This is a genomic window from Microbacterium sp. LWH3-1.2 (genome assembly GCF_040675855.1).
Lineage (GTDB): Bacteria > Actinomycetota > Actinomycetes > Actinomycetales > Microbacteriaceae > Microbacterium.
The window spans coordinates 158,517-177,026 of record NZ_JBEGIK010000001.1; the positions used below are offsets into that span (position 1 = coordinate 158,517).

The 18,510-nt window shown below is 66.2% G+C and carries 17 protein-coding genes; 7 read left to right on the forward strand and 10 right to left on the reverse strand.

All coding sequences use genetic code 11. The features are described from left to right. The 3 genes from MRBLWH3_RS00780 to MRBLWH3_RS00790 are packed head-to-tail and all read right to left on the reverse strand — an operon-like array spanning position 1 to position 2,917. A complete protein-coding gene (locus MRBLWH3_RS00780) occupies positions 1-1,062 on the reverse strand; it encodes a Gfo/Idh/MocA family protein (RefSeq protein ID WP_363427754.1) in 1,062 nt (353 codons plus the stop codon). Next, the gene (locus MRBLWH3_RS00785) at positions 1,059-1,787 is read right to left on the reverse strand and encodes a cupin domain-containing protein (RefSeq protein ID WP_363427756.1); all 729 of its coding nucleotides are present in this window, start codon (positions 1,785-1,787) and stop codon (positions 1,059-1,061) included. The genes MRBLWH3_RS00780 and MRBLWH3_RS00785 overlap by 4 nt, the downstream gene beginning before the upstream one ends. Next, positions 1,784-2,917 (reverse strand): Gfo/Idh/MocA family protein, encoded by a 1,134-nt coding sequence (locus tag MRBLWH3_RS00790; RefSeq protein WP_363427758.1) that lies wholly within the window; start codon positions 2,915-2,917, stop codon positions 1,784-1,786. Before MRBLWH3_RS00790 ends, MRBLWH3_RS00785 begins: the two co-directional genes overlap by 4 nt. A gap of 101 nt (positions 2,918-3,018) precedes the next feature. Here MRBLWH3_RS00790 and MRBLWH3_RS00795 point away from each other — a divergent pair, with 101 nt between their 5' ends. Beyond that, positions 3,019-4,029: a LacI family DNA-binding transcriptional regulator gene (locus MRBLWH3_RS00795; protein ID WP_363427760.1), complete on the forward strand. Its 1,011-nt coding sequence runs from the start codon at positions 3,019-3,021 to the stop codon at positions 4,027-4,029. A gap of 46 nt (positions 4,030-4,075) precedes the next feature. Beyond that, on the forward strand, positions 4,076-4,900 hold the full coding sequence (locus tag MRBLWH3_RS00800; protein ID WP_363427762.1) for an alpha/beta fold hydrolase: 825 nt from the start codon (positions 4,076-4,078) through the stop codon (positions 4,898-4,900). Between the two features lie 314 nt (positions 4,901-5,214). On the opposite strand, the gene MRBLWH3_RS00805 is transcribed toward MRBLWH3_RS00800, so the two are convergent. Both MRBLWH3_RS00805 and MRBLWH3_RS00810 read right to left on the reverse strand, forming a co-directional pair. Next, positions 5,215-8,832, reverse strand: a complete 3,618-nt coding sequence (locus MRBLWH3_RS00805) for an OmpL47-type beta-barrel domain-containing protein (protein ID WP_363427764.1) — start codon at positions 8,830-8,832, stop codon at positions 5,215-5,217. Between the two features lie 439 nt (positions 8,833-9,271). Continuing rightward, positions 9,272-10,270: an aldo/keto reductase gene (locus tag MRBLWH3_RS00810; RefSeq protein ID WP_363427766.1), complete on the reverse strand. Its 999-nt coding sequence runs from the start codon at positions 10,268-10,270 to the stop codon at positions 9,272-9,274. 30 nt (positions 10,271-10,300) lie between these two features. Here MRBLWH3_RS00810 and MRBLWH3_RS00815 point away from each other — a divergent pair, with 30 nt between their 5' ends. From MRBLWH3_RS00815 to MRBLWH3_RS00835, 5 genes are all read left to right on the forward strand, one after another. Further along, the gene (locus tag MRBLWH3_RS00815) at positions 10,301-10,675 is read left to right on the forward strand and encodes a hypothetical protein (protein ID WP_363427768.1); all 375 of its coding nucleotides are present in this window, start codon (positions 10,301-10,303) and stop codon (positions 10,673-10,675) included. 26 nt (positions 10,676-10,701) lie between these two features. Further along, complete coding sequence (locus MRBLWH3_RS00820; RefSeq protein ID WP_363427770.1) at positions 10,702-10,905, forward strand: SDR family oxidoreductase; 204 nt, start codon at positions 10,702-10,704, stop codon at positions 10,903-10,905. Beyond that, entirely contained in the window at positions 10,902-11,588 is a 687-nt protein-coding gene (locus tag MRBLWH3_RS00825; protein ID WP_363427772.1) for a bifunctional 4-hydroxy-2-oxoglutarate aldolase/2-dehydro-3-deoxy-phosphogluconate aldolase, read from the forward strand. The genes MRBLWH3_RS00820 and MRBLWH3_RS00825 overlap by 4 nt, the downstream gene beginning before the upstream one ends. A 160-nt stretch (positions 11,589-11,748) precedes the next feature. Next, the gene (locus MRBLWH3_RS00830; protein WP_363427774.1) at positions 11,749-12,942 is read left to right on the forward strand and encodes a mandelate racemase/muconate lactonizing enzyme family protein; all 1,194 of its coding nucleotides are present in this window, start codon (positions 11,749-11,751) and stop codon (positions 12,940-12,942) included. A 9-nt stretch (positions 12,943-12,951) separates the two neighbouring features. Continuing rightward, positions 12,952-13,713, forward strand: coding sequence for a FadR/GntR family transcriptional regulator (locus tag MRBLWH3_RS00835; protein ID WP_363427776.1), 762 nt, complete (start codon positions 12,952-12,954; stop codon positions 13,711-13,713). A 31-nt stretch (positions 13,714-13,744) separates the two neighbouring features. Here the strand turns inward: MRBLWH3_RS00835 and MRBLWH3_RS00840 are convergent, their stop codons facing one another. From MRBLWH3_RS00840 to MRBLWH3_RS00860, 5 genes are all read right to left on the reverse strand, one after another. Next, on the reverse strand, positions 13,745-14,077 hold the full coding sequence (locus MRBLWH3_RS00840; protein ID WP_363427777.1) for an L-rhamnose mutarotase: 333 nt from the start codon (positions 14,075-14,077) through the stop codon (positions 13,745-13,747). After that, positions 14,074-14,925 carry a carbohydrate ABC transporter permease gene (locus tag MRBLWH3_RS00845; RefSeq protein ID WP_363427778.1) on the reverse strand — a complete coding sequence of 284 codons (852 nt, stop codon included), beginning with the start codon at positions 14,923-14,925 and terminating at the stop codon, positions 14,074-14,076. The genes MRBLWH3_RS00840 and MRBLWH3_RS00845 overlap by 4 nt, the downstream gene beginning before the upstream one ends. 91 nt (positions 14,926-15,016) lie before the next feature. Then, a complete protein-coding gene (locus tag MRBLWH3_RS00850; protein WP_363427780.1) occupies positions 15,017-15,955 on the reverse strand; it encodes a carbohydrate ABC transporter permease in 939 nt (312 codons plus the stop codon). Positions 15,956-15,987: 32 nt separating this feature from the next. Continuing rightward, positions 15,988-17,343 (reverse strand): ABC transporter substrate-binding protein, encoded by a 1,356-nt coding sequence (locus MRBLWH3_RS00855; RefSeq protein WP_363427782.1) that lies wholly within the window; start codon positions 17,341-17,343, stop codon positions 15,988-15,990. Between the two features lie 608 nt (positions 17,344-17,951). Continuing rightward, entirely contained in the window at positions 17,952-18,464 is a 513-nt protein-coding gene (locus MRBLWH3_RS00860; protein WP_363427784.1) for a hypothetical protein, read from the reverse strand. Positions 18,465-18,510: the final 46 nt, after the last annotated feature.

Here is an 18,510-nt window from a genome sequence, read left to right on the forward strand (position 1 = left end):
TTACGGAGCGAGCACGAGCGCTTCGCCTTGCGCGTGAAGACTGAGTTCCGCGGCCTTGAGCGCGTGGGCCTGGGTCATCGCCGTCTCGGTTCGGTCGATGCAGTCGCGGATGAGCTGCCCGAAGTAGGGGAATCCGGTCATACCGTTCGCATCGAAGCGGTACTGGCCATCCTGGTTGACGAGGATGACCTGGCCGCCGCCGTTGTCCGTGGCGACGTCGATGTACTTGCGCAGCTCGATGTACCCGCCGGTCCCCAGAAGGAGAGTGCGCCCGTCGCCGAACACACCCAGACCGTCTGGTGTGAACCAGTCGACGCGGACGTAGCCGGTCGTGCCGTTGTCGAGCACGACGTGCGCGTCGCCGAAGTCCTGCAGCCCCGGCGTGTCGGAGTGCGCATAGTTCGCGACCGTCGAGGTCGACACGCGCCCATCGGTGGCGCCGGTGTAGAAGAGCATCTGCTCGAAGTTGTGGCTGCCGATGTCGCAGAGGATGCCGCCATACTGCTCGGGGTCGTAGAACCAGTCGGGCCGTCCTCCGCCGATGCGATGCGGTCCGAAGCAGACCACCTGCAGGACGGTGCCGATCGCGCCGCGTTCGATGAGCTGGCCGGCGAGGATCGCAGCCTCCGAGTGCACGCGCTCGCCATAGTAGACCGCGTACTTGCGACCGGTGCGCGCCGTCGCCTCGCGAACGGCCGCGAGCTGGGCGAACGTGGTCAGCGGTGCCTTGTCGACGAATGCGTCCTTCCCTGCCTCGATCGCGCGCAGGCCGATCGGTGCGCGCTCCGAGGCGATGGCCGCCGTGGCGACGAGGCGCACCTCTGGATCGTCGAGCACCTCCTGCTCCGACGATGCGGGGCGGGCCGTGGGGTACCGCTGCGTGAACGACGCAACCCGGCCGGGGTTCTCGTCGTACACCCATTTCACGGTCGCTCCAGCGCCGATGAGGCCGTCGGTCATGCCGAAGATATGGCCATGGTCCAGGCCCACGGCGGCGAAGGCGAACTCGCCGGGAGCGACGGCCGGCTGCGGCAGAGGATCGAAGCTATACGGGTGGTTCATCGGGGATTCTCCTCGGAATCGGTGACGTCGTAGGCGCGGAGGCGTCCGCACATGCCGAAGCTCCGCTCGGGCGCTGTCGGTGCTTCGCGCACGCGCGCGTCGCGCAGGTGCGCGACGTCGCCGCTCGCGATCGCCTCCGTGAGCGCGAGCGACCGCTCAGCTTGGGCGAGCGGGCGTTCCCGCACGATCTGCGCCCACGCGGCGGCGCTGCGAAGGACGAGCGCGCCGGCCGCCTTGTAGAAGTGCTCAAGAGGTCCGCGATCCCCGGCGATGACGGCGTCACGCAGCGCGTCGAACCCGGTCACCGCGAGATCGCGACGGCGCGAGGCACGCTTCTCACGGCCGTCCGGCTTACCGAGGGACGCAGCCGCGGCGTACGCGTCGGGGTCTGCCACGATGTCGGCGGGGAAGGTCATCACCGCGTCGCCCGCCTCGGGCAGCCCCGCATTGCTCATCAGGACGATCACCCGCAGACCGCCGTGGTTCACGGCTCGGTGGATCGTTCCGGGTGTGAACCATACGACCGAACCCGCGTGGAGCTCGGTCTCGTGGAAGCCCTCGCCGTCGATCGTCTGCAGGGCGCCGCGCCCTTCCACGACGACGTACGCCTCGGTCGAGACGAGATGCATGTGCGGGCTTCCGCCGCACACGCCGTCCGGAGCGGCATCCGCGTAGATGTCGAGGTGCGAAAGCGATGTGCCGCCCGGGAATGACGAGGCGCTCATGACGCACCCGCCTCGACCAGCGACGACCGCTTCTCGGAGAAGCGCGGTGCATGCGCAACGAGCTGACCGCCGCGATAGTAAGGGTCGTCCGTACTGAGTGGCAGCGATACGAAGGTGTGCTCGATGCCCGCCTTGTAGATCGCGGTGACGACCTCGATCGCGTTGCGGCCATCCCGGCCGTCCGCGAGAGGTGCCCGGCGGTCGCGGACGGCGGCGAGCAGGTCGCCGATCTGCCCCTCGTGTCCGCGGTGGCGCAGCGGCTCGCGCTGCGAGGCGACGGCCTCGATGGCGGCGACGAGTTCGGGGTCGCCGCCGTTGGCGGGGAATCCCCCGCCGTCGGCTCGCTCGGCGAGGACCTTCCACGGCTGCGAGACGCGGGCATGCTCTCCCTGGATGACGATCTCCTGCTCTTCGCCGTGATGCACCACCGAGCTCGTCAGTTGCGCCAGGCCCCGTCCGTACCGGAGCACCGCGACGGAGAGATCCTCCACCTCGCTGTTGTCGTGTTGTGCGTTCGCGAGCATCGCCGTGATCTCCGTCGGCCGACCCAGGAGCCAGAGGAGCAGATCGATGTGGTGGATGGCATGGTTGAGCGTGCTGCCCCCGCCCTCCTTCTCCCACGTGCCGCGCCACCACAGGTCGTAGTACGGCAGACCCCGCCACCAGGCGGAGTCCACGCGTACGTGAGAGATCGAGCCGAGAAGTCCCGAATCGACGACGCGCTTAAGAGTGTCGAGGTCGTCGCGGAAGCGATTCTGCGCGACGACCGAGAGGGTCTTTCCCGAGCGCTCCTGCGCCGCGAGCATCGCGTCGCACTCCTCGAGCGACGGCGCCATCGGCTTCTCGACGAGGACGTTCACACCCGCATCCAGCGCGGCGATCGCGAGCGCTGCGTGTGACGAGGGCGGAGTGGCGATGCTCACCAGGTCGAGGCGCGCCTGCGCGATCATCCGCAGCGGGTCGTCGTATCCGATTGCGTGCCTCAGCCCGGACGACTCGGCCTTCTCTGCCGCCTTGCCCGGCATGACATCGGCGAGGGCGACGACCTCGCATTGCCCGGGAAACGCCAGATACCCACTGATGTGGGCACTCGCGATGCTGCCGGTGCCGATGATTCCGATTCTGAGCATTGCTTCCTCGCAAGTCCTTACTACGTATTACTAAGACGTAGTAGATAGTATGGAGCCAACGTCCGCACGGTCAAGTGCTTTTCCAGGGGAGGATGTCGGCGATGGGGGATCACCACATGGGCAAACGCCCGACCAGTCATGATGTCGCCCGTCGCGCGGGTGTCTCGCAGACGACGGTCTCGTTCGTCTTCACGGGCCGCAGCGGGATCTCGCCCGCAACGCGCGAGCGCGTGCTGGCGGCCGCGGCCGAACTGAACTATCGCCCGAATCTTGCCGCCCGATCCATGCGGACCCATCGGACGGGACGGCTGGCCGTCGTCATCCCCGTCTCGGGACTGAATCTCTTCCCGGTGCTCGAGGGAGCTGCCGCCACGGCGCGCGACGCCGGCTACGTCGTCGAAGTGATCAGCCTCTCGTCCTCACCCGAGGAGCGCGCGGACGACCTCGCTTCCGTCGCCGAATCCGGCGAGTACGAGGGCATCCTCTCGTTCACTCCGATCCGGGCGCCGCAGCCGACCTCGACCGACTCGGCTCCCGTGCTGCTGTCCTTGTCCGAATTCGACGAGAACATGCACGCCACCGGCGCCTTCAGCGACGCCCGTCCCGTGGCCGAGATGATGGAGAGGCTCGCGGAGATCGGCCACCGACGGTTCCTCCACATCGCAGGACCGCCTGACTACCCGGCGGCAGTCGCACGCCGAGACGCCTACCTCGCGACAATCGATCGTCTGGGCCTTGAGTCAGTCGGCGTGGCGGGAGGCGACTGGAGCGGCGTCACCGCGAACCGGAGCGTGCAGGCTCTGCCCGACGACACTCCGCCGCTGGCGATCATCGCCGCCAACGACGTCCTCGCCGCCGGAGCCATCCGCGGCGCGGTCTCGCGCGGCTGGACGGTTCCGGGGGATGTGAGCGTGACCGGCTGGGACGACCTCACCATGAGCGCGCATTTCATCCCCTCCCTCACCACCGTGTTCCAGGATCGCCAGCGCCTGGGGTCCTCCTCGATGCAGCGCCTCCTCGCCGCCATCCGGGGAACTGAGCCGCCCGCCCAGGAGGAGGCTCTACAGAAGGTCGTATGGCGGGAATCCGTTGCCCCGCCTCGTGCTCGATGAACGGGGCTCCGTCGAACTCAGCGCTGCACCTGGCCATCATGGGGACATGACGCGGAGAGTTCAGGAGAGCGAGACGGCGTCGCTGGCCTACGACGCTGTCGGTTCCGGCATCCCCCTCATCGCTGTTCACGGCGCGTACTCGGCACGGGGCGAGGTGCGGGGTTTCCTTGAACCGATGATCGGGGCGCGTCCGGTGCGTCGGGTGTACATCGACTTGCCGGGACACGGCGATTCCCGCCCCTCATCAGGAGTTCGGCGACCGGATGCCGTGCTGGACCTCGTCGACCGTCTCCTTCGACGGGAGGCGCCGAGTGGGAGATTTCTCGTGCTCGGGCATTCGTTCGGTGGACACTTCGCCCGCGCGATCGCGGCACGGCATCCCGACCGGGTAGCCGGTCTCGCACTGATCTGCCCGGCCATGCCCGGGGAGCAAAGCACACCCCCGCCGACGGTGGTTCGAGACGATCTCGTGTCCACCTCACTCGATCGCGCTCAGCGAGCGGAGTACGAGGGATACTTCGTCGTTCGAACAGCGGAAACCCTGGAGCGGTTCCGTCACGCGGTGGCCCCCGCCATCGGGGAGGTCGACGAACGAACGCTGGAGACGGCGATCACTGCCGGTCCGCATGCCGCCGATCCGGACACGGTGGCTGTAGAAGCTCCCGTACTGGTGGTCTCGGGCCGACACGATCACTGGGTCGGTTGGGAACGGCAACAAGACCTCGGCGACAGGTATCCGCGCGCCACCGTCGTCACCGCCGGGGACGCCGGGCATGCACTTCCACACGAGCGCCCGCGTCTCATCGCAGCGCTTCTTTCCGATTGGTTGGACGAGATCGGTATTCCAGCAGCATCCGGCGCCCGTCCCTGACAACAGCGATCGACCCATTTCACTCAGTCGCAGAGGATTGCCGTTCGATGATCTCGGCGAGATCCGACGGGAATCGGTGCACCTCCTGGGCCAGTCCAGCGCGACCGCCAGTCGTCCTGCCCGGTAGCGCGCCGCCGCGTCGTCCGCCACCTCCACAACGGTGAACCCGCCGAGGTCATCGCATGCGAAGCCACCGCCCGGCTGCAGGGGTGAATGGTCATGGTGACCCGTCTCGTGATGGGTCGCCCGCCCGACGGAAGCCCTGGTGGGCCGGCCGGGTGTCCCGGCCGGCCCACGCTGGATGCCCGTGCGGTCTACTTCAAACGGAACTGCGCCTTCAGCTCGACCCCGTCCGTGCTGCGCACGATCACGTCGAAGCACCCGGTAGTCCCCTTCGAAGTCTTCCAGTTGTACTGGAACTGCCCCGCCTCTACGTCGTAACTCAACGACGTACCACCCGCAACAAGCGACTCGATCTCATCGGACGGCGCCGCCGGATCACACGAATGCTGCACCGTCCGCAACGACTCGATCGCCGTCGTCGACGTCAGCTCCTCCTCACCGAAGAACAGCTCGAACTTCAACGGAACCGTCGAACCGCCCTTGACCACATTCACCACACCCGCCATATCCACCGGAGCATAAAAACCCCTGAAGGTCCGCGGCTGAACAACACTGAGGGTCACCTCCCGAGCCTCCTCCACATTGCCCGCCGCATCCACCGACCGGAACTTCACGACATACGCGCCCACCTCCGTGAACGACACACCCGCCGCCGTCGCCGCAACCCAGCTCGCTCCACCATCCGTCGAATACTCCGTCAACGCCACACCCGACGTCTCATCCGACGCCGAGAACGTCGCCGACACCGCCGACCCCGCCAGCACAGCCCCCGAACCCGGCGACACCACCGCCGAAGTCACCGGCGCAACCGTGTCCACCGTGACCGGCAACTGCCCCACCTCCGACACATTGCCCGCCTCATCAGTCGCGCGATAACTGAACGTCGTCGCACCCTCCGGGATCGACACCGGCGAAGAGTACGCACTCCACGCCCCCTCACCCAACCGATACTCCACACTCGCCACAGCCGAATCCGCATCCGACGCCGACACACTCACCGACACCGGCGACACAAACCAACCACCCGCACCATCCGCCACCACCGGCAACGTACTCGCCGACACCACCGGCGCCACCGTATCGGTCCAGACCGTGTCGGGCGACGGCGGGAACTTCCACTTCTGGGCCGACGCCGTCGACGAGCAGGTGGCCAGCTGGACGCGCGTCCCGTTGGCCGTGCCGCCGTTGACCGTCGCCAAGCACAGACCCGACGACGTCGCCTTGATCGTGCCGTCGGCGTTGAGGACCCACTTCTGGCTCGCGGCTCCATTGCAGTCCCAGATGACGACCGCGGTCCCCGGAGTCGTCCCGCCGCTCGCGGCGTCCAGGCACTTGTTGCCGTACACGCTGATCTCCGACTGCAGGGTGAGGGTGAACAGCTGGTTCACCGCACCGCTGCACGTATACAGCGCGGGCAGGGCTCCGTTCAGCTTGGTGGCGCCAGGCAGGTCGAGGCACTTGCCAGCGGTGACCTGGGTGAGCGTCTGGTTGACCGCGCGCGGGGGCGTGCGCACGACCGTCGCGCTCGAGGGGCCCGAGACGGTCCCGTCGGCGTCGACGATGTAGAGCTTGTAGCTGCCGTTGGTCGACGGCATCGGGATCCGGGTGGCGTCACCGGCCGCCGAGGTCATCGTGGCCGATGGCGCGAACGACGTCGTGCCCGCGGGTGCCAGCCACATCGTCCGAGTCGCGTCGCCTATCCCGCGCACGGCAAGCGACGGCATCCCCTCGGGTGCCAGGACACTGGCCGGCAGAGCGAAGTCCGCGCTCTTCCCGACCGAGGCGAGGATGTCGCGGTATGGCGACTGCACGCCGGCTCCGGCGGCGACGGCGTAGGCCTGGAGCGGCCACACCATGTCAGGGACGACGCGGATCGGGTCGATGACGCTGTTGGGGACGTTCCGGTTATAGATCGTGCCGGTCGGCCCCCAGGTGTTGTGGATCTGCAGATCGTGCTGGGCGCCCCATGTCCCCGAGTTGATGACGTACTTGATGCCAGGATCGGCTTCGATGACGTTGTTGTCGTAGCCGATGAAGGCCGACCCTTCGTCGGGGTGCAGGCCGTACGTGTGCCCTGGTCGGATGCCGCGAGCGTAATTGTCGTCGATCACTGTCCCGGGCTGGCTGCCGAGCGTGTAGATGGGGCCGGAGTCGCTCAGGAACCGCATCGTGTCGAAGATGTCGTTGCGTTGGATGCTGTTGCTGCGCGCCACGGTCGTCGGGTTGCCCGGGTTGACCGACCCCGTGCCTCCGTCGAAGTTGTGCCAGCCCCAGCCCAGGGAGATTCCCGCCCAGGAGGTCTTCTCGATGCGGTTGTTCTCGAAGGCGACGGTGTCCAGGAAGTACCCCGCGATCGCCGCGGATCCCCAGAACAGTACGGCGCTGTCGTAGAAGTAGTTGTTGCGCACCGAGATGTTCGTCGGGGCGCCCTCGACGCTGGGCGCGTAGTGCTCGCGGTTGCTCGAGGTGCCGTCGCCGATATACACGTGCTGAGGGTCGCCGATGTTGAGCGCGCTGCCCCCGACGTCATTGGTGACATTGCCCTCGATCCGGGAATCGACGACGTCGTTGACGAACTGGATGCCGTCGGCCCCCGCATGCTCGACACGGTTGCGGATGAACTCGATGTCGGCCGCGCTGTTGACCTCGACTGCTCCGGGCTGCACCTGGATGTTGCGGTAGGTGTAGACGTGGAAGTTCTGCTTGGTGAAGGCCAGGTTGACGGTGTTGCCCTGTTGGGTCTGCTTGAACGACGATCCGTCGATCTGGGTCAGGTTCCAGTCGGAGTGGCGGACGGTGATGCCGCTGAAGGTGACGTCGTGGATGCGATTCGCCCGGTCGGTCCCGGAGATGTCGAGGACCGTCTCCACACTGTTCGGAGCAGAGATCGAGGCCGTCGACGGGTCGGTGCCGGCAAGGGGGTACAGGTACACCTTCTGGGCTTCGCGGTCGAAGAAGAACTCGCCCGGCTGGTCGAGGAACTCGTAGGCGTTCGAGAGAACGTGCGTGCCGGTGGCCTGCAGAGGCGCGTAGGCGGCAGCCTGAGCGATCGCGGCCCCGGGCTGCTGGAAGAGTGCGACGCGCTTCGTCCCGTCGGGTGAGGTCGTCACGCCGCGGATGCCGGTGATCGCCGTCGACCACGTCGTCTGGGTGGTCAGCTCCATGTCCCCCGCGTTCCGCGGGATCGCCGGCACGTCGCCGAGGGCGTAGGAGGACCCGTCGCATTTCGAGCCGGACTCCCAGGCCCACGGCGCCTGCCCCGCGGTCACGGAGTACGTTCCGTAGCATCCGGCCGACTGCACCGTCTTGCTCGCCATGAACGCACGGGATCCGTCGACGTAGAGGGCACGCAGCTTGTCCGCGCGCTCCAGCGGCGCGACCCAGATGTTGCCGTCGTGCGGGGTCCAGCCCGTCACCGGCACACCGGCGTCCAGCACGGGGACTTCGTTCGCGTAGGCCGAGTAGATCACCCGGTGGCCGTTGTTACCCGAGTCCTGCGCGCCGAACCTTATGGTGTCGCTGACCGGATACGTCCCGCCGCGCAGAAAGACGGTGATGTCGTCGGTCATACCGCTGTTCATCGTGCGCACGACATCGCGTGCGTGCTCGATGGTGCGAAACGGCGCGCCGATGGAGCCGTCGGCCGAATCATCGCCGTTCGGTGCGACGTACAGGGCGGTACCGGCCGCTGAGGCGGACTGGGTGGTGATCGGTACGGCCGCGACGCCGGAGCCGACGACCAAGGCCGCCACGAGCGCCTTCAAACGCCACGCACGCCAGCCGGATCCAGAGCGCTCGACACTGAGCATGAGGTCACCTTTCGGAGTTCGCGTCTCACCTCGTCGCTGAGACGGCATCGCCAATTAATCAGACATCATATGATTCATTGCGGGCCCCAGGCAAGGACGGCGATCACGATTGTCCCTGGTGCGACATCGTCGAATGCCAGAGGACCGTGGGCATCCGGTGATTCCGCGTCGCCGGTTCGATCCGCTTCGGACTCCTCCGCACACCAACGCTCGGAGGCACGCATCTGATGAATGGCTGGCTCGTTCGCCCCCGGGAGACAGGCCCGGGCGGATGCGAGCGGCCTTCCGCCGCCTCCCACCTTCACACCGCTTCGGATCCCGCCATGTCCATCCTGTAGACGGACGCGGGCCCGCTGCAGCGAGCTGCTGCCGGACCGGGCGTCAGCCACTCGCAACGAGCACCACTCCCCTGTCAGAAGGTGCAGATGGGTCACGACGATCACCCGGTCGGCTTTACCAGCCCGGCATCCTCGAGCTCGAACCAGAGCTCTTCAGGGATGTGCACCGCATACCTCTCGAGCCCGTCCGCCACCTGGCCGCCGTCGCGGGCTCCGAGCACTGCGGAGACGATGGCGGGGTGGCGCAGGGGGAACTGCACTGCCGCGTCGGCGAGAGTCACACCATGATCGCGGCACACAGCTGCGATTCGCCGAGCTTGTTCGATCATCTCGCGGGGCGCGGCACCGTAGTCGAAGTGGGCATCGTCGGAAACGTCGGGCCGGCTGAGCACGCCCGAGTTGTACACACCGGCCGCGACCACGCTCACTCCTCGTTCTCGTGCGAGAGGCAGCAGATCATCGAGTGCAGACTGATCCAGAAGGGTGTAGCGGCCTGCCAGCATGACGATGTCGACGTCGGCACGGCGCACGAACTCCGCGAGCATGCGCGACTGATTCATCCCCGCCCCGATAGCCTGCACGACTCCCTGCTCGCGCAGCTCGATGAGTGCATCGATCCCGGTTGTCGACGCGGCATCCCAGTGCTCGTCGGGATCATGCAGGTAGAGAATGTCCACGCCGTCCAAGCCGAGCCGCGCCAGGCTTGCATCGACCGAGCGCAGGATGCCGTCACGGCTGAAGTCCCATTCGCGTCGATAGGCCGCCGGAACGGCGAACCCGCCGTCGTCTCGCAGGCGCGCGTTCTCCGGCGTCGGCACCAGAATGCGCCCCACCTTCGTAGAGAGGACGTACTCCTCCCGTGGGTGCGCGCGCAGAAGGGAACCGAGCCGCTGCTCTGCCAATCCCAGGCCGTAGTGCGGAGCGGTATCGAAGTATCGCACCCCGCCCCGCCACGCGCGATCTGCTGCCGCGCCGACCTGTTCATCGGTCGTCTCGCGATAGAGGTTGCCGAACAGCGACGTGCCGAGTCCGATCTCTGTGAGTGCCCGCCCTCTGGCTGGTGTTCGTGCGTCGATGGCGTATCCTCCTTGAATCAGCATTGATATTACATCATATGAATTGGAGTCGTTATGCGAGCTGCGGTGTACCGCGGCGAGCGGTCGGTCGTTCCCAGCGAAGCCGATCCCGTCGCCCCCGGCACCGGGGAGGTTCGTATCGCCGTCGCTTATACCGGGTCGCTGCAGGAGCTGCGGACGGTGCCCGAGGAGTGGCTCGTACGCGTGCCCGACGGACTCCCCCTCCGACACGCGGCACTGGCGGAGCCGGTCGCGGTCGCGGTGCATGATGTCCGACGTTCCGGTCTCGGGGACTGCTCGGATCGTGAGGCCGTTGCCGACCTCGCGGCTGAGCTCGCGGCACGCGAGGTGGACATCCTCATCAACAATGCCGGGACGATCCCGTGGGCCCCAGCGGCGGGGCCCCGCTGGACTGGTGGGACGAAGTGATTCAGGTGGATCTGTCGAGTCCGTTCGTGCTCAGTCAACTCATCGGGCGCGTGATGCTCATCCGGGGCTACGATCCGGACAGGTCGCGCAGCATCCTGGATCGCATCCCGGCAGGACGCTGGGGGGTCGCGAGCGACCTCGGTGGAGCGACGGTGTTTCTCGCGTCGCCCGCCTCGGACGATGTCAGCGGCGTCGTGCTGCCGGTCGACGGCGGCTGGCTGGGACGATGAGCACGGATCGACGGCCGATTGCCATGATCGCCGCGGACCAACGGGCAGCCAATCAACTCGGGCCCCTGGCCGGCCACCTGATCGTTCCGTTGCTGGTGGTCGATGACGCGATGCAGGCGGGTCCGACCGCTCACGTGCTCGCGACCGCTGGGATCGGCTGCGCGGAAGTCACGCTCCGCACGTCCGCCGGGCTCGATGCCATCGCCGCAATGCGAGAAGAGACGGGGTTCGTGGTCGGCGCGGGCACGGTGGTGTCCGTCACCCAGCTCCACGAGGCGGTTGCCGCGGGAGCACAATTCATCGTGAGCCCGGGCCTCGATCCCGATCTCATCTCCGTCGCGCGCAAGATCGGTGTCGGCGTGCTCCCGGGGGTGGCGACGGCGACCGAGGTGCAGGCGGCAGTGCGGCTCGGCCTCAACACGGTGAAGTTCTTCCCCGCAGATCGACTGGGCGGGTTGGCGACCATCCGCGCTCTCGCCGGCCCCTTCCCCGACGTCCGTTTCATCCCCAGTGGCGGCGTCGACGCCGAAACCGCGGCCGGCTACCTCCGCGATGCGGCCGTCCCCGCCGTCAGCGGCAGCTGGATGGCAACGCGTCGCATGATTCAATGCGGCGATTGGCCGGCGATCGAACGGCTCAGTGCGACCGCCGCCGCCCTGGCGACATCAAGGAGTGAGTCGTGACTGGACTGGTCACTCTCGGGGAGACGTTGGGACTGATCTCCGTGCCCGTCGTGGCGAGCGAGCCTGTCAGGAGGTAGCGTCTCATATTACGTGTGATGTATGCTGAATTGGAGAATCATTCGGTCGAGGTTCACGTCGGCCGCTTAGCCAAGGGCGATTGATGAAGATCACGGGCTACCGCCTCCTCAACACCTTCCACGACTGGGGGCGTCCGATCGGCGACGTCAACGGCTACTTCGCCTCCGGCGTGACGGACGTTCCCATCGTCATCCTGGAGACTGATGTGGGCGTCATCGGTGTCGGGATGGGATCGCATCACGACATCGACCGTCTCTTTCCGGCCATCGAGGGAGAGGACCCCCGCGCGGTGACGGCGCTGTACGAGCGCATGCTCGCCCGCGTGTTCAAAGCCGGGCACGGCGGCGCGACCTTCGGAGGAATCGGCGCGCTCGACATGGCGCTGTGGGACATCAAGAGCAAGGCTCTCGGAGAGCCGCTCTGGCGGCTCCTCGGGGCACGCGACCGTTTCGTGGCCGGTTACTCCTCCGGTTTGGACATCGCCCTCGACAACGAGCGGCTGGCTCGCTTCTATGACGGGATGGCCGAACGTGGCTTCGTGAGCGGCAAGCTCAAGGGCGGCTTGGACCTCGAGGGAGATATCGAGCGGCTGGATATCATTCGCGGAGCACTGTCGCGCAACAGCGCGCACCCGACCCTGATGCTCGATGCCAACGAGTCCTGGAATCTGAAGCAAGCGGTCCGTTACGTGTCTGCCGTCGAGGCGGTCCACGATCTCGCGTGGATCGAAGAACCTCTCCGTCGGTGGGATGCGATCGGCCATGCGCGTCTCAGCAGGTCCGTGAAGGCGGCCGTGGCCACCGGCGAGAACCTCACGGGGCTCGAGCAGTATTCAGCGTTGTTCGAGCACCACGCGGTCGACGTCGTTCAGACGGGAAGCGTCTGGGGTATCAGTCATTTTCTCCGCGTCGCTTACGCCGCCCATAGCCGCGACCTGCCGATCAGCCCGGTGGGGCTCACCGCGAACGTCGCTGTCGCTCATGCCGCCGCGACCGTACCCAACCACCTGGCTGCCGAAGTGCAGGACCTTGGTACGCCGTTCGGGATGACGATCGATCAGACGTACGCCGACGGCGGTATCGTCCTCGGCGACGAGCCCGGAGTCGGCGTCACCATTGACGAGTCGGCCATCCGCGACGCGGCGGGAAGCGCTCTGGACGCGCAGCGCCTCGTGGCGTCCGGCCCGCACGTGCGACCGGAACGGGCAGGGCTCGGACTCGCAACGCAACCGCCGCCCGATCGAACCATCGCCGGCCCGCTGGTGCCGGGTGCGTAAACTGGTCGTATGTCTGACCAGATCGGGGCCGAGCGGGGCAATGGCCAGGTTCTGCTGGCCAGTGGGGCGGGACGAGTGCCGGCGGCAAGGTTGGGCATCGCCGTCGTCAAGGACCTAGTTACGGCAGTGGTGACGGGTTCGGTGCGACCCGGGGATGCACTGCCTCCCGAGAGTGTGCTCATTCAGCAGTTCGCTGTCAGCCGGACGGTGATCCGCGAGTCGGTGAAGCGTCTCGAGGAGAAGGGCCTGGTCACGGTCAGTCAAGGGCGGGGCACGATCGTGAACTCGCCGTCGCGTTGGAACGTGCTCGATCCTGACGTTCTCTCCGCGCTTGTCGACAACGACGAGTCACTCGAGATCCTCGACGAGCTGGCCGTGGTTCGGGCCAGCCTCGAGGGGTCGATGGCGGCGGCCGCGGCCGCGGCACAGACGACCGAGTCGAGCAACGACCTGCTCCGCATGTACGAAGCGGGCGAGTCGGCCCTGCGTGACATGGACGCCTATCTCGACGCGGATGCCGCCTTCCACGACATGATCATGGAGCAGTCCGGAAATCGTCTCGCCGCGAACATCACGCGGATCCTCTTCGCGCGTGCCCGTGAGAGCACACGCTTCACGGGCACGCAGGACGTGGATGCCGTTCGGCTGACGCTCGAGGAGCACCGGGCGATCATGGAGGCCGTGATCGCAGGCGATGGCGACAAGGCAGCCGAGGAGATGAGCACTCACATCACCCGGGCCTGGTCGCGGCGACGCCCGCCCGCCCGATAACGTCCCACCTGGCCGGGCGGGACGCTGTGGCTCAGTCCTGGTGCCACACTTCGTCAAGCGCCTGCCAACGGTCGCCATCCGCAGCGTCGGAGTCGAAGCCGATCTGGCATGGGTCGGTGTGGGACCACCACTCCCGCGTCACGGGGTCCGCCGCCATTCGGGCCTGGTCCGCGTCCCAGTCATCACCCACGTATTCGTAGTACCCGAAGAGCACGTCGCCGCGGATGAAGATCGTGAAGTTGCGAATCCCGCAGCGTGAGATCATCTCCTCGACACCCGGCCAGACATCGGAATGCAGGCGGAGATACTCCGCGCGCTTGTCCGGACGGAGCCGGCAGGCCATGGCGTATCGTACGGTGCTCACTCTTTCGTTCCGCCCGCCGTCATGCCCGTGACCAGGAATCTCTGCGAGAACAGGAAGATGATCAGCACCGGCGCGATGGCGACGAGCGTCGCGAGCGCGAGTGTCGGCAATTCGATCGTCGAGGACGCCGCATTGGTGGGGTTGAACTGCGGAACATTGGCCAGCAGCTCCGCGATGCCCACTTGGACGGGAGCTTTCCGGCCAGGAACCATCACGAACGGGAGGAAGTAGTTGTTCCAGTTGCCGACGAAGCTGAAGAACCCCACCAGCGCGATCACCGGGGTGGCGAGCGGCATGGCGACCTGCGCGAAGACGCGGAACTCGCCCGCGCCATCGATGCGCGCGGCGTCGAGCAGGTCGCGCGACACGGTGGTGGAGAAGTAGATGTACGTCAGGTAGACGCCGAACGGGAAGAACGAGAACGGCAGGATCACCGAGAGGGGATTCCCGATCAGTTTCAACGCGCTCATCTGAAGGAAGATCGGCAGGACGAGGGCGGTGTTGGGAATCAGCATGACGATCAGCGTCACCGCGAGGAGCGCCTTGCGTCCGCGGAACTCGGTCAGTGCCAACGCGTATCCCGCGGGGATGCTGATGACGAGGGTGATGACGAGCGCGCTGAGGGCATACAGGGTCGAATTCCCCAGCCACGTCCACATCACGCCGTCCTGGTAGGCGATGAGGCTCTGCCAGTTGTCCTGCAGCTGCTGCAAACCCCCGACCGAGAAGGGGTTTCCGAGCAGAAGCTCGCGGGACGACTTCGTCGGCGCGAGAACGAGCCACACCAGCGGGATGACGAAGAAGGAGACGAACACCGCAAGGAGGGCGATCGCCAGCGCCCGCCCCATCCACCGAGCCGGGCTCAGCGGGCGACCGTCGCGCGGGAGTCCCCCCCTTCGCTGCGACGAACCTTTCGTTGTAACGGCTCGAGTATCGAGCTCACTCACGCTCAAAGAGACCACCCCTGAAGACGAAATAGACGCTCAGCAACAATGCGACAGCGAGCAGGAGCAGCGAGATCGCCGCCGAGCCGTTGAAGTCGGCCTGCTTGAACGCATAGAGAAAGCTCAGTTGATTGAGGGAGTAGTCCTGCGGGACCACACCATGAGTCGCCTGCGACAGGACGCGTGGCTCGACGAAGAGCTGCGTTCCGGCCGCGAGAGACAGGATCGCCATGTACGAGATCCACTTGCGCAGAAGCGGGATCTGGATGAACCAGGCAGTCGACCACGCTCCGGCACCATCGATCCGCGCGGCCTCCAGAATGTCGGCGCTGATGTTGTTCAGAGCACCGTACATGATCACGATCCATCCGCCGGCACCGGTCCAGAAGGCGATGACGGCCAAAACGATCGGGAGTGTGTCGAGCTGGACCGTTTGAACGAGCGAATCGCTGCCGAGCGCGTGCAGCAGCCAGGCCACGGGACTGACGGACGGGTCGAGCACGAACAGCCACAGCATGACGCTGGCCGCGCCTGCCAGCGCACCAGGAACGTAGTAGAGGAACCGGACGCTCGTCGAGACCCATCGGATTCGAATCGCCTGCACGACCAGCGCGAGGAGGACAACGAAGACGAGCAGGCTGATGAGCCAGACCACGACATACGCAGCGACATGCATCACTGCAGGCAGGAAGCGGTAGTCCGAGAACACCCGGAGAAAATTGTCGACGCCGGCGAAGGCCCCGTCGCGTGTGAACGCCAAGAAGACGGCGTACAGCGTGGGCAGCACGCCGAACGCGATCAGAAAGAGCGTGTAGACGCTGGTGAACAAGAGCCCGATGCGGGCTTGAGCTCCCGCGCCGGCAGCGGCGCGGGCGGCGCGGGGTTGCCGGACCCGGTGGGATCCGGCAACCGCACTCGAACGAAGTGCACTCATGGGGTTGGCACAGGCCTTTCGATGACGCGGTCCTAATCGACCGAGTAGCCCTGAACGGTCGCTTCGTTCTCCATCTCCTTCTGCCACTCGTCGGCGACGTCGGAGATCTTCTTGCCTGCGGCAAGGGCGGGAACGATGACCTTCGCATATGCGGTCTCGGCGGAGAAGCTCGGGTATCCCCAACCACTCCACACGCTTTCCGCGGCGGTGCCCACACTCGTGGCGAAGTCCGGGCCGAAGAATCCGCTGGCGGCCTGGTCGTTCAGCCAGGTGTCCGCCGCGCTCTGATAGGCGGGAAGACCGCCGGTGCCGGCAACGCCATCCTGGGTCGTGACGAACTCCAGGAAAGTCTTGACCGCCTCGAGATTCTTCGAATGACTCGATGCATACCAGACGCCGCCACCCACATTGCCGGTCACCTCGTCGCTGCCCTCCCAGGACAGCGGAGGCGCGGCGATCCACTGGCCCGAGGTCGCGTTGATGCTGTTCGGATTCTGGAACAGGGCTCCCGCATACCAAGCCGGTCCGGGTATCGCGACAAGCTTGCTGCTGTCAGCGACGAAGTCAGCCCCGAAAACACTGTCCTGAGTCAGGGTCTTGTTCGCGACCATGTGGTCGATCAGCGCGGTGACCTTCTCGGAGTCGGCCGCGTGCACGTCAGAGCTGAACGAGTCGCCGTCCACCTGGAAGATCGGAGCCGACCCACTCCAGTAGTAGACGAAGGGGCCAGTGAACGAGTCCCCCACCGATCCCAGCGTGTAACCCGGGTGCTCCGCAGCGAGCTTGTCGCCAAGCTCCTGATACTGCTCCCACGTCGTCGGCACCTCGTAGCCGAACTGCTCGAGAAGCGGCTTGTTGTACCAGAAGAGAACGGGCGCCAGATCGTTCCGAAGGCCCCAGACCGTGTCATCCACGGTCACGGGGTCAAGCGCGCCGGGAGTGAAGCCGTCGAGGAAGCTCTGATCGAAGAAGCCCTTGTTGATAGGAGCGGCGAACGCCTGAACCCCATTCGTCGGCTTCGAGGCCCACGAGGCGTCATTGTTCTGCGTGGAGAAGACGACATCGGGCCACCCCTCGCCGGCTTGATCGGCGAGCCCGATCTTGGTCTGGAACGTCCCGGATCCGCTCGCGGAGCCGTCGTCGACGACCATGTTGACCTCGATGTCGGGGTTGGCCTTCTCAAAAGCCTCGACTGCGGGCTGGCGAGTTGCATCCACCCACACCGTGATCTCGCTGTCCGGCACCTGCTCAACCGTCGGGAAGCCGTACTTCGAGTCAACCTCCCCCCCACCAGACGAGCAGCCGCCCAGGGCGACGATTCCCGCGACGGCGGAAACTGCCGCAGCGAGTCTGATGAAGCGTGAAGCGCGCTGATGCTGTGCAAGCATTCGCGTCCCTTTCTAGTCGGCGTCGTTGACGACGTGTCACCCCTCGGCGACCTCTCACTTGATCATACATATTACGTCTCAATAATCAAGTCGTCCTCGGGATGCCTGCGCTCGGTAGATGCCGGCCGGAGTGAACTGGTACGCGCGCTCGGACGGGTCGGTTCGAAAGCGGTCAGACGAAATGAGACGCCAGTCAGCCTCGACACCATCCCGGTACTCGTCCAGGAAGCTTCGATCCTCGCGACCCTCGGCGACAATGGCGCATGGGTCCGATGTCTTCCCAGGGGCCGATGCGGAGCGCCCACCTCTCCCCAGTGACCCGACCGTGCCGTGGCGGCGGATCGCGCGGGCCTGCTTGCGGAAGCGGACCTGCGGTCCGCGGATGCTCTCCTCACACGCACATGGGTGACGTGATGGGCGCCATGCACCGCGCAGCAGAGACGCCGTCTGAACGGCAGAAACAAGAAACACCCCGGAAGACCGGGACTTTTCTCAAGGCTACTGTTTCAACGCACTGCGCGCCCGAAGGGACTCGAACCCCTAACCTTCTGATCCTCCCTGGCCGATCTCGCACGCGAGGCGGTCCGTCACGGGCGGCTCAGCCACCGTCAGGCGGATGGTCGCTGCACGAACTCGAGCGTGACGTACCGCAGGTGCTCGCGTGGAACGACCGCGGTGAGCGTGCCGCCACTAGGTAGCCTCGCGCCCACCGCGTAGACGAACGGATCGGTGTCGATCTCCGCTCCCGAGAACAAAGCTCCATCGATCAAGACGTCGACGCCGCCGCGGACAACCCGTACGGAAGTGAGGGCTGGTGAGTCCCCGTCGTGCAATCCGAGGCCAAGTTCTTCGCGGAACTGGTTCATGAGGATGTGGTTGGCGTGGTGCACCAGCCGGGCGGCGAGCGTGGTGTGCTCGGAGTCCTTGCGTTGCCAGGACGTCTGAACCGCCTCCCACAACATCGGGTATCGCATGCGCTCGACGTGCTCGATCAGCCAAGCCGGCCGCGGCCACGGAGGAGTCTCATCAATCGATCGACGAGTGCTGTCATCGAGGACAGCGAGGTTCACCGGATCGGACTTGTCGACCGGGTTGCGCCACAGCGTCGCAGAGATGCTCACGGACATCTCATCAACCCCACTTTCGCGACTGCTCGTCGTAGCCACG

What these genes read in the sequence shown, in the direction of transcription:
- MRBLWH3_RS00825 (WP_363427772.1), top strand. Translation starts at nt 10,902, where the DNA reads ATGAGCACGGATCGACGGCCGATTGCCATGATCGCCGCGGACCAACGG.
- MRBLWH3_RS00845 (WP_363427778.1), bottom strand. Translation starts at nt 14,925, where the DNA reads ATGGGGCGGGCGCTGGCGATCGCCCTCCTTGCGGTGTTCGTCTCCTTC.
- MRBLWH3_RS00815 (WP_363427768.1), top strand. Translation starts at nt 10,301, where the DNA reads ATGCGAGCTGCGGTGTACCGCGGCGAGCGGTCGGTCGTTCCCAGCGAA.
- MRBLWH3_RS00800 (WP_363427762.1), top strand. Translation starts at nt 4,076, where the DNA reads ATGACGCGGAGAGTTCAGGAGAGCGAGACGGCGTCGCTGGCCTACGAC.
- MRBLWH3_RS00795 (WP_363427760.1), top strand. Translation starts at nt 3,019, where the DNA reads ATGGGGGATCACCACATGGGCAAACGCCCGACCAGTCATGATGTCGCC.
- MRBLWH3_RS00835 (WP_363427776.1), top strand. Translation starts at nt 12,952, where the DNA reads ATGTCTGACCAGATCGGGGCCGAGCGGGGCAATGGCCAGGTTCTGCTG.
- MRBLWH3_RS00780 (WP_363427754.1), bottom strand. Translation starts at nt 1,062, where the DNA reads ATGAACCACCCGTATAGCTTCGATCCTCTGCCGCAGCCGGCCGTCGCT.
- MRBLWH3_RS00805 (WP_363427764.1), bottom strand. Translation starts at nt 8,832, where the DNA reads ATGCTCAGTGTCGAGCGCTCTGGATCCGGCTGGCGTGCGTGGCGTTTG.
- MRBLWH3_RS00790 (WP_363427758.1), bottom strand. Translation starts at nt 2,917, where the DNA reads ATGCTCAGAATCGGAATCATCGGCACCGGCAGCATCGCGAGTGCCCAC.
- MRBLWH3_RS00785 (WP_363427756.1), bottom strand. Translation starts at nt 1,787, where the DNA reads ATGAGCGCCTCGTCATTCCCGGGCGGCACATCGCTTTCGCACCTCGAC.
- MRBLWH3_RS00855 (WP_363427782.1), bottom strand. Translation starts at nt 17,343, where the DNA reads ATGCTTGCACAGCATCAGCGCGCTTCACGCTTCATCAGACTCGCTGCG.
- MRBLWH3_RS00830 (WP_363427774.1), top strand. Translation starts at nt 11,749, where the DNA reads ATGAAGATCACGGGCTACCGCCTCCTCAACACCTTCCACGACTGGGGG.
- MRBLWH3_RS00850 (WP_363427780.1), bottom strand. Translation starts at nt 15,955, where the DNA reads ATGAGTGCACTTCGTTCGAGTGCGGTTGCCGGATCCCACCGGGTCCGG.
- MRBLWH3_RS00810 (WP_363427766.1), bottom strand. Translation starts at nt 10,270, where the DNA reads ATGCTGATTCAAGGAGGATACGCCATCGACGCACGAACACCAGCCAGA.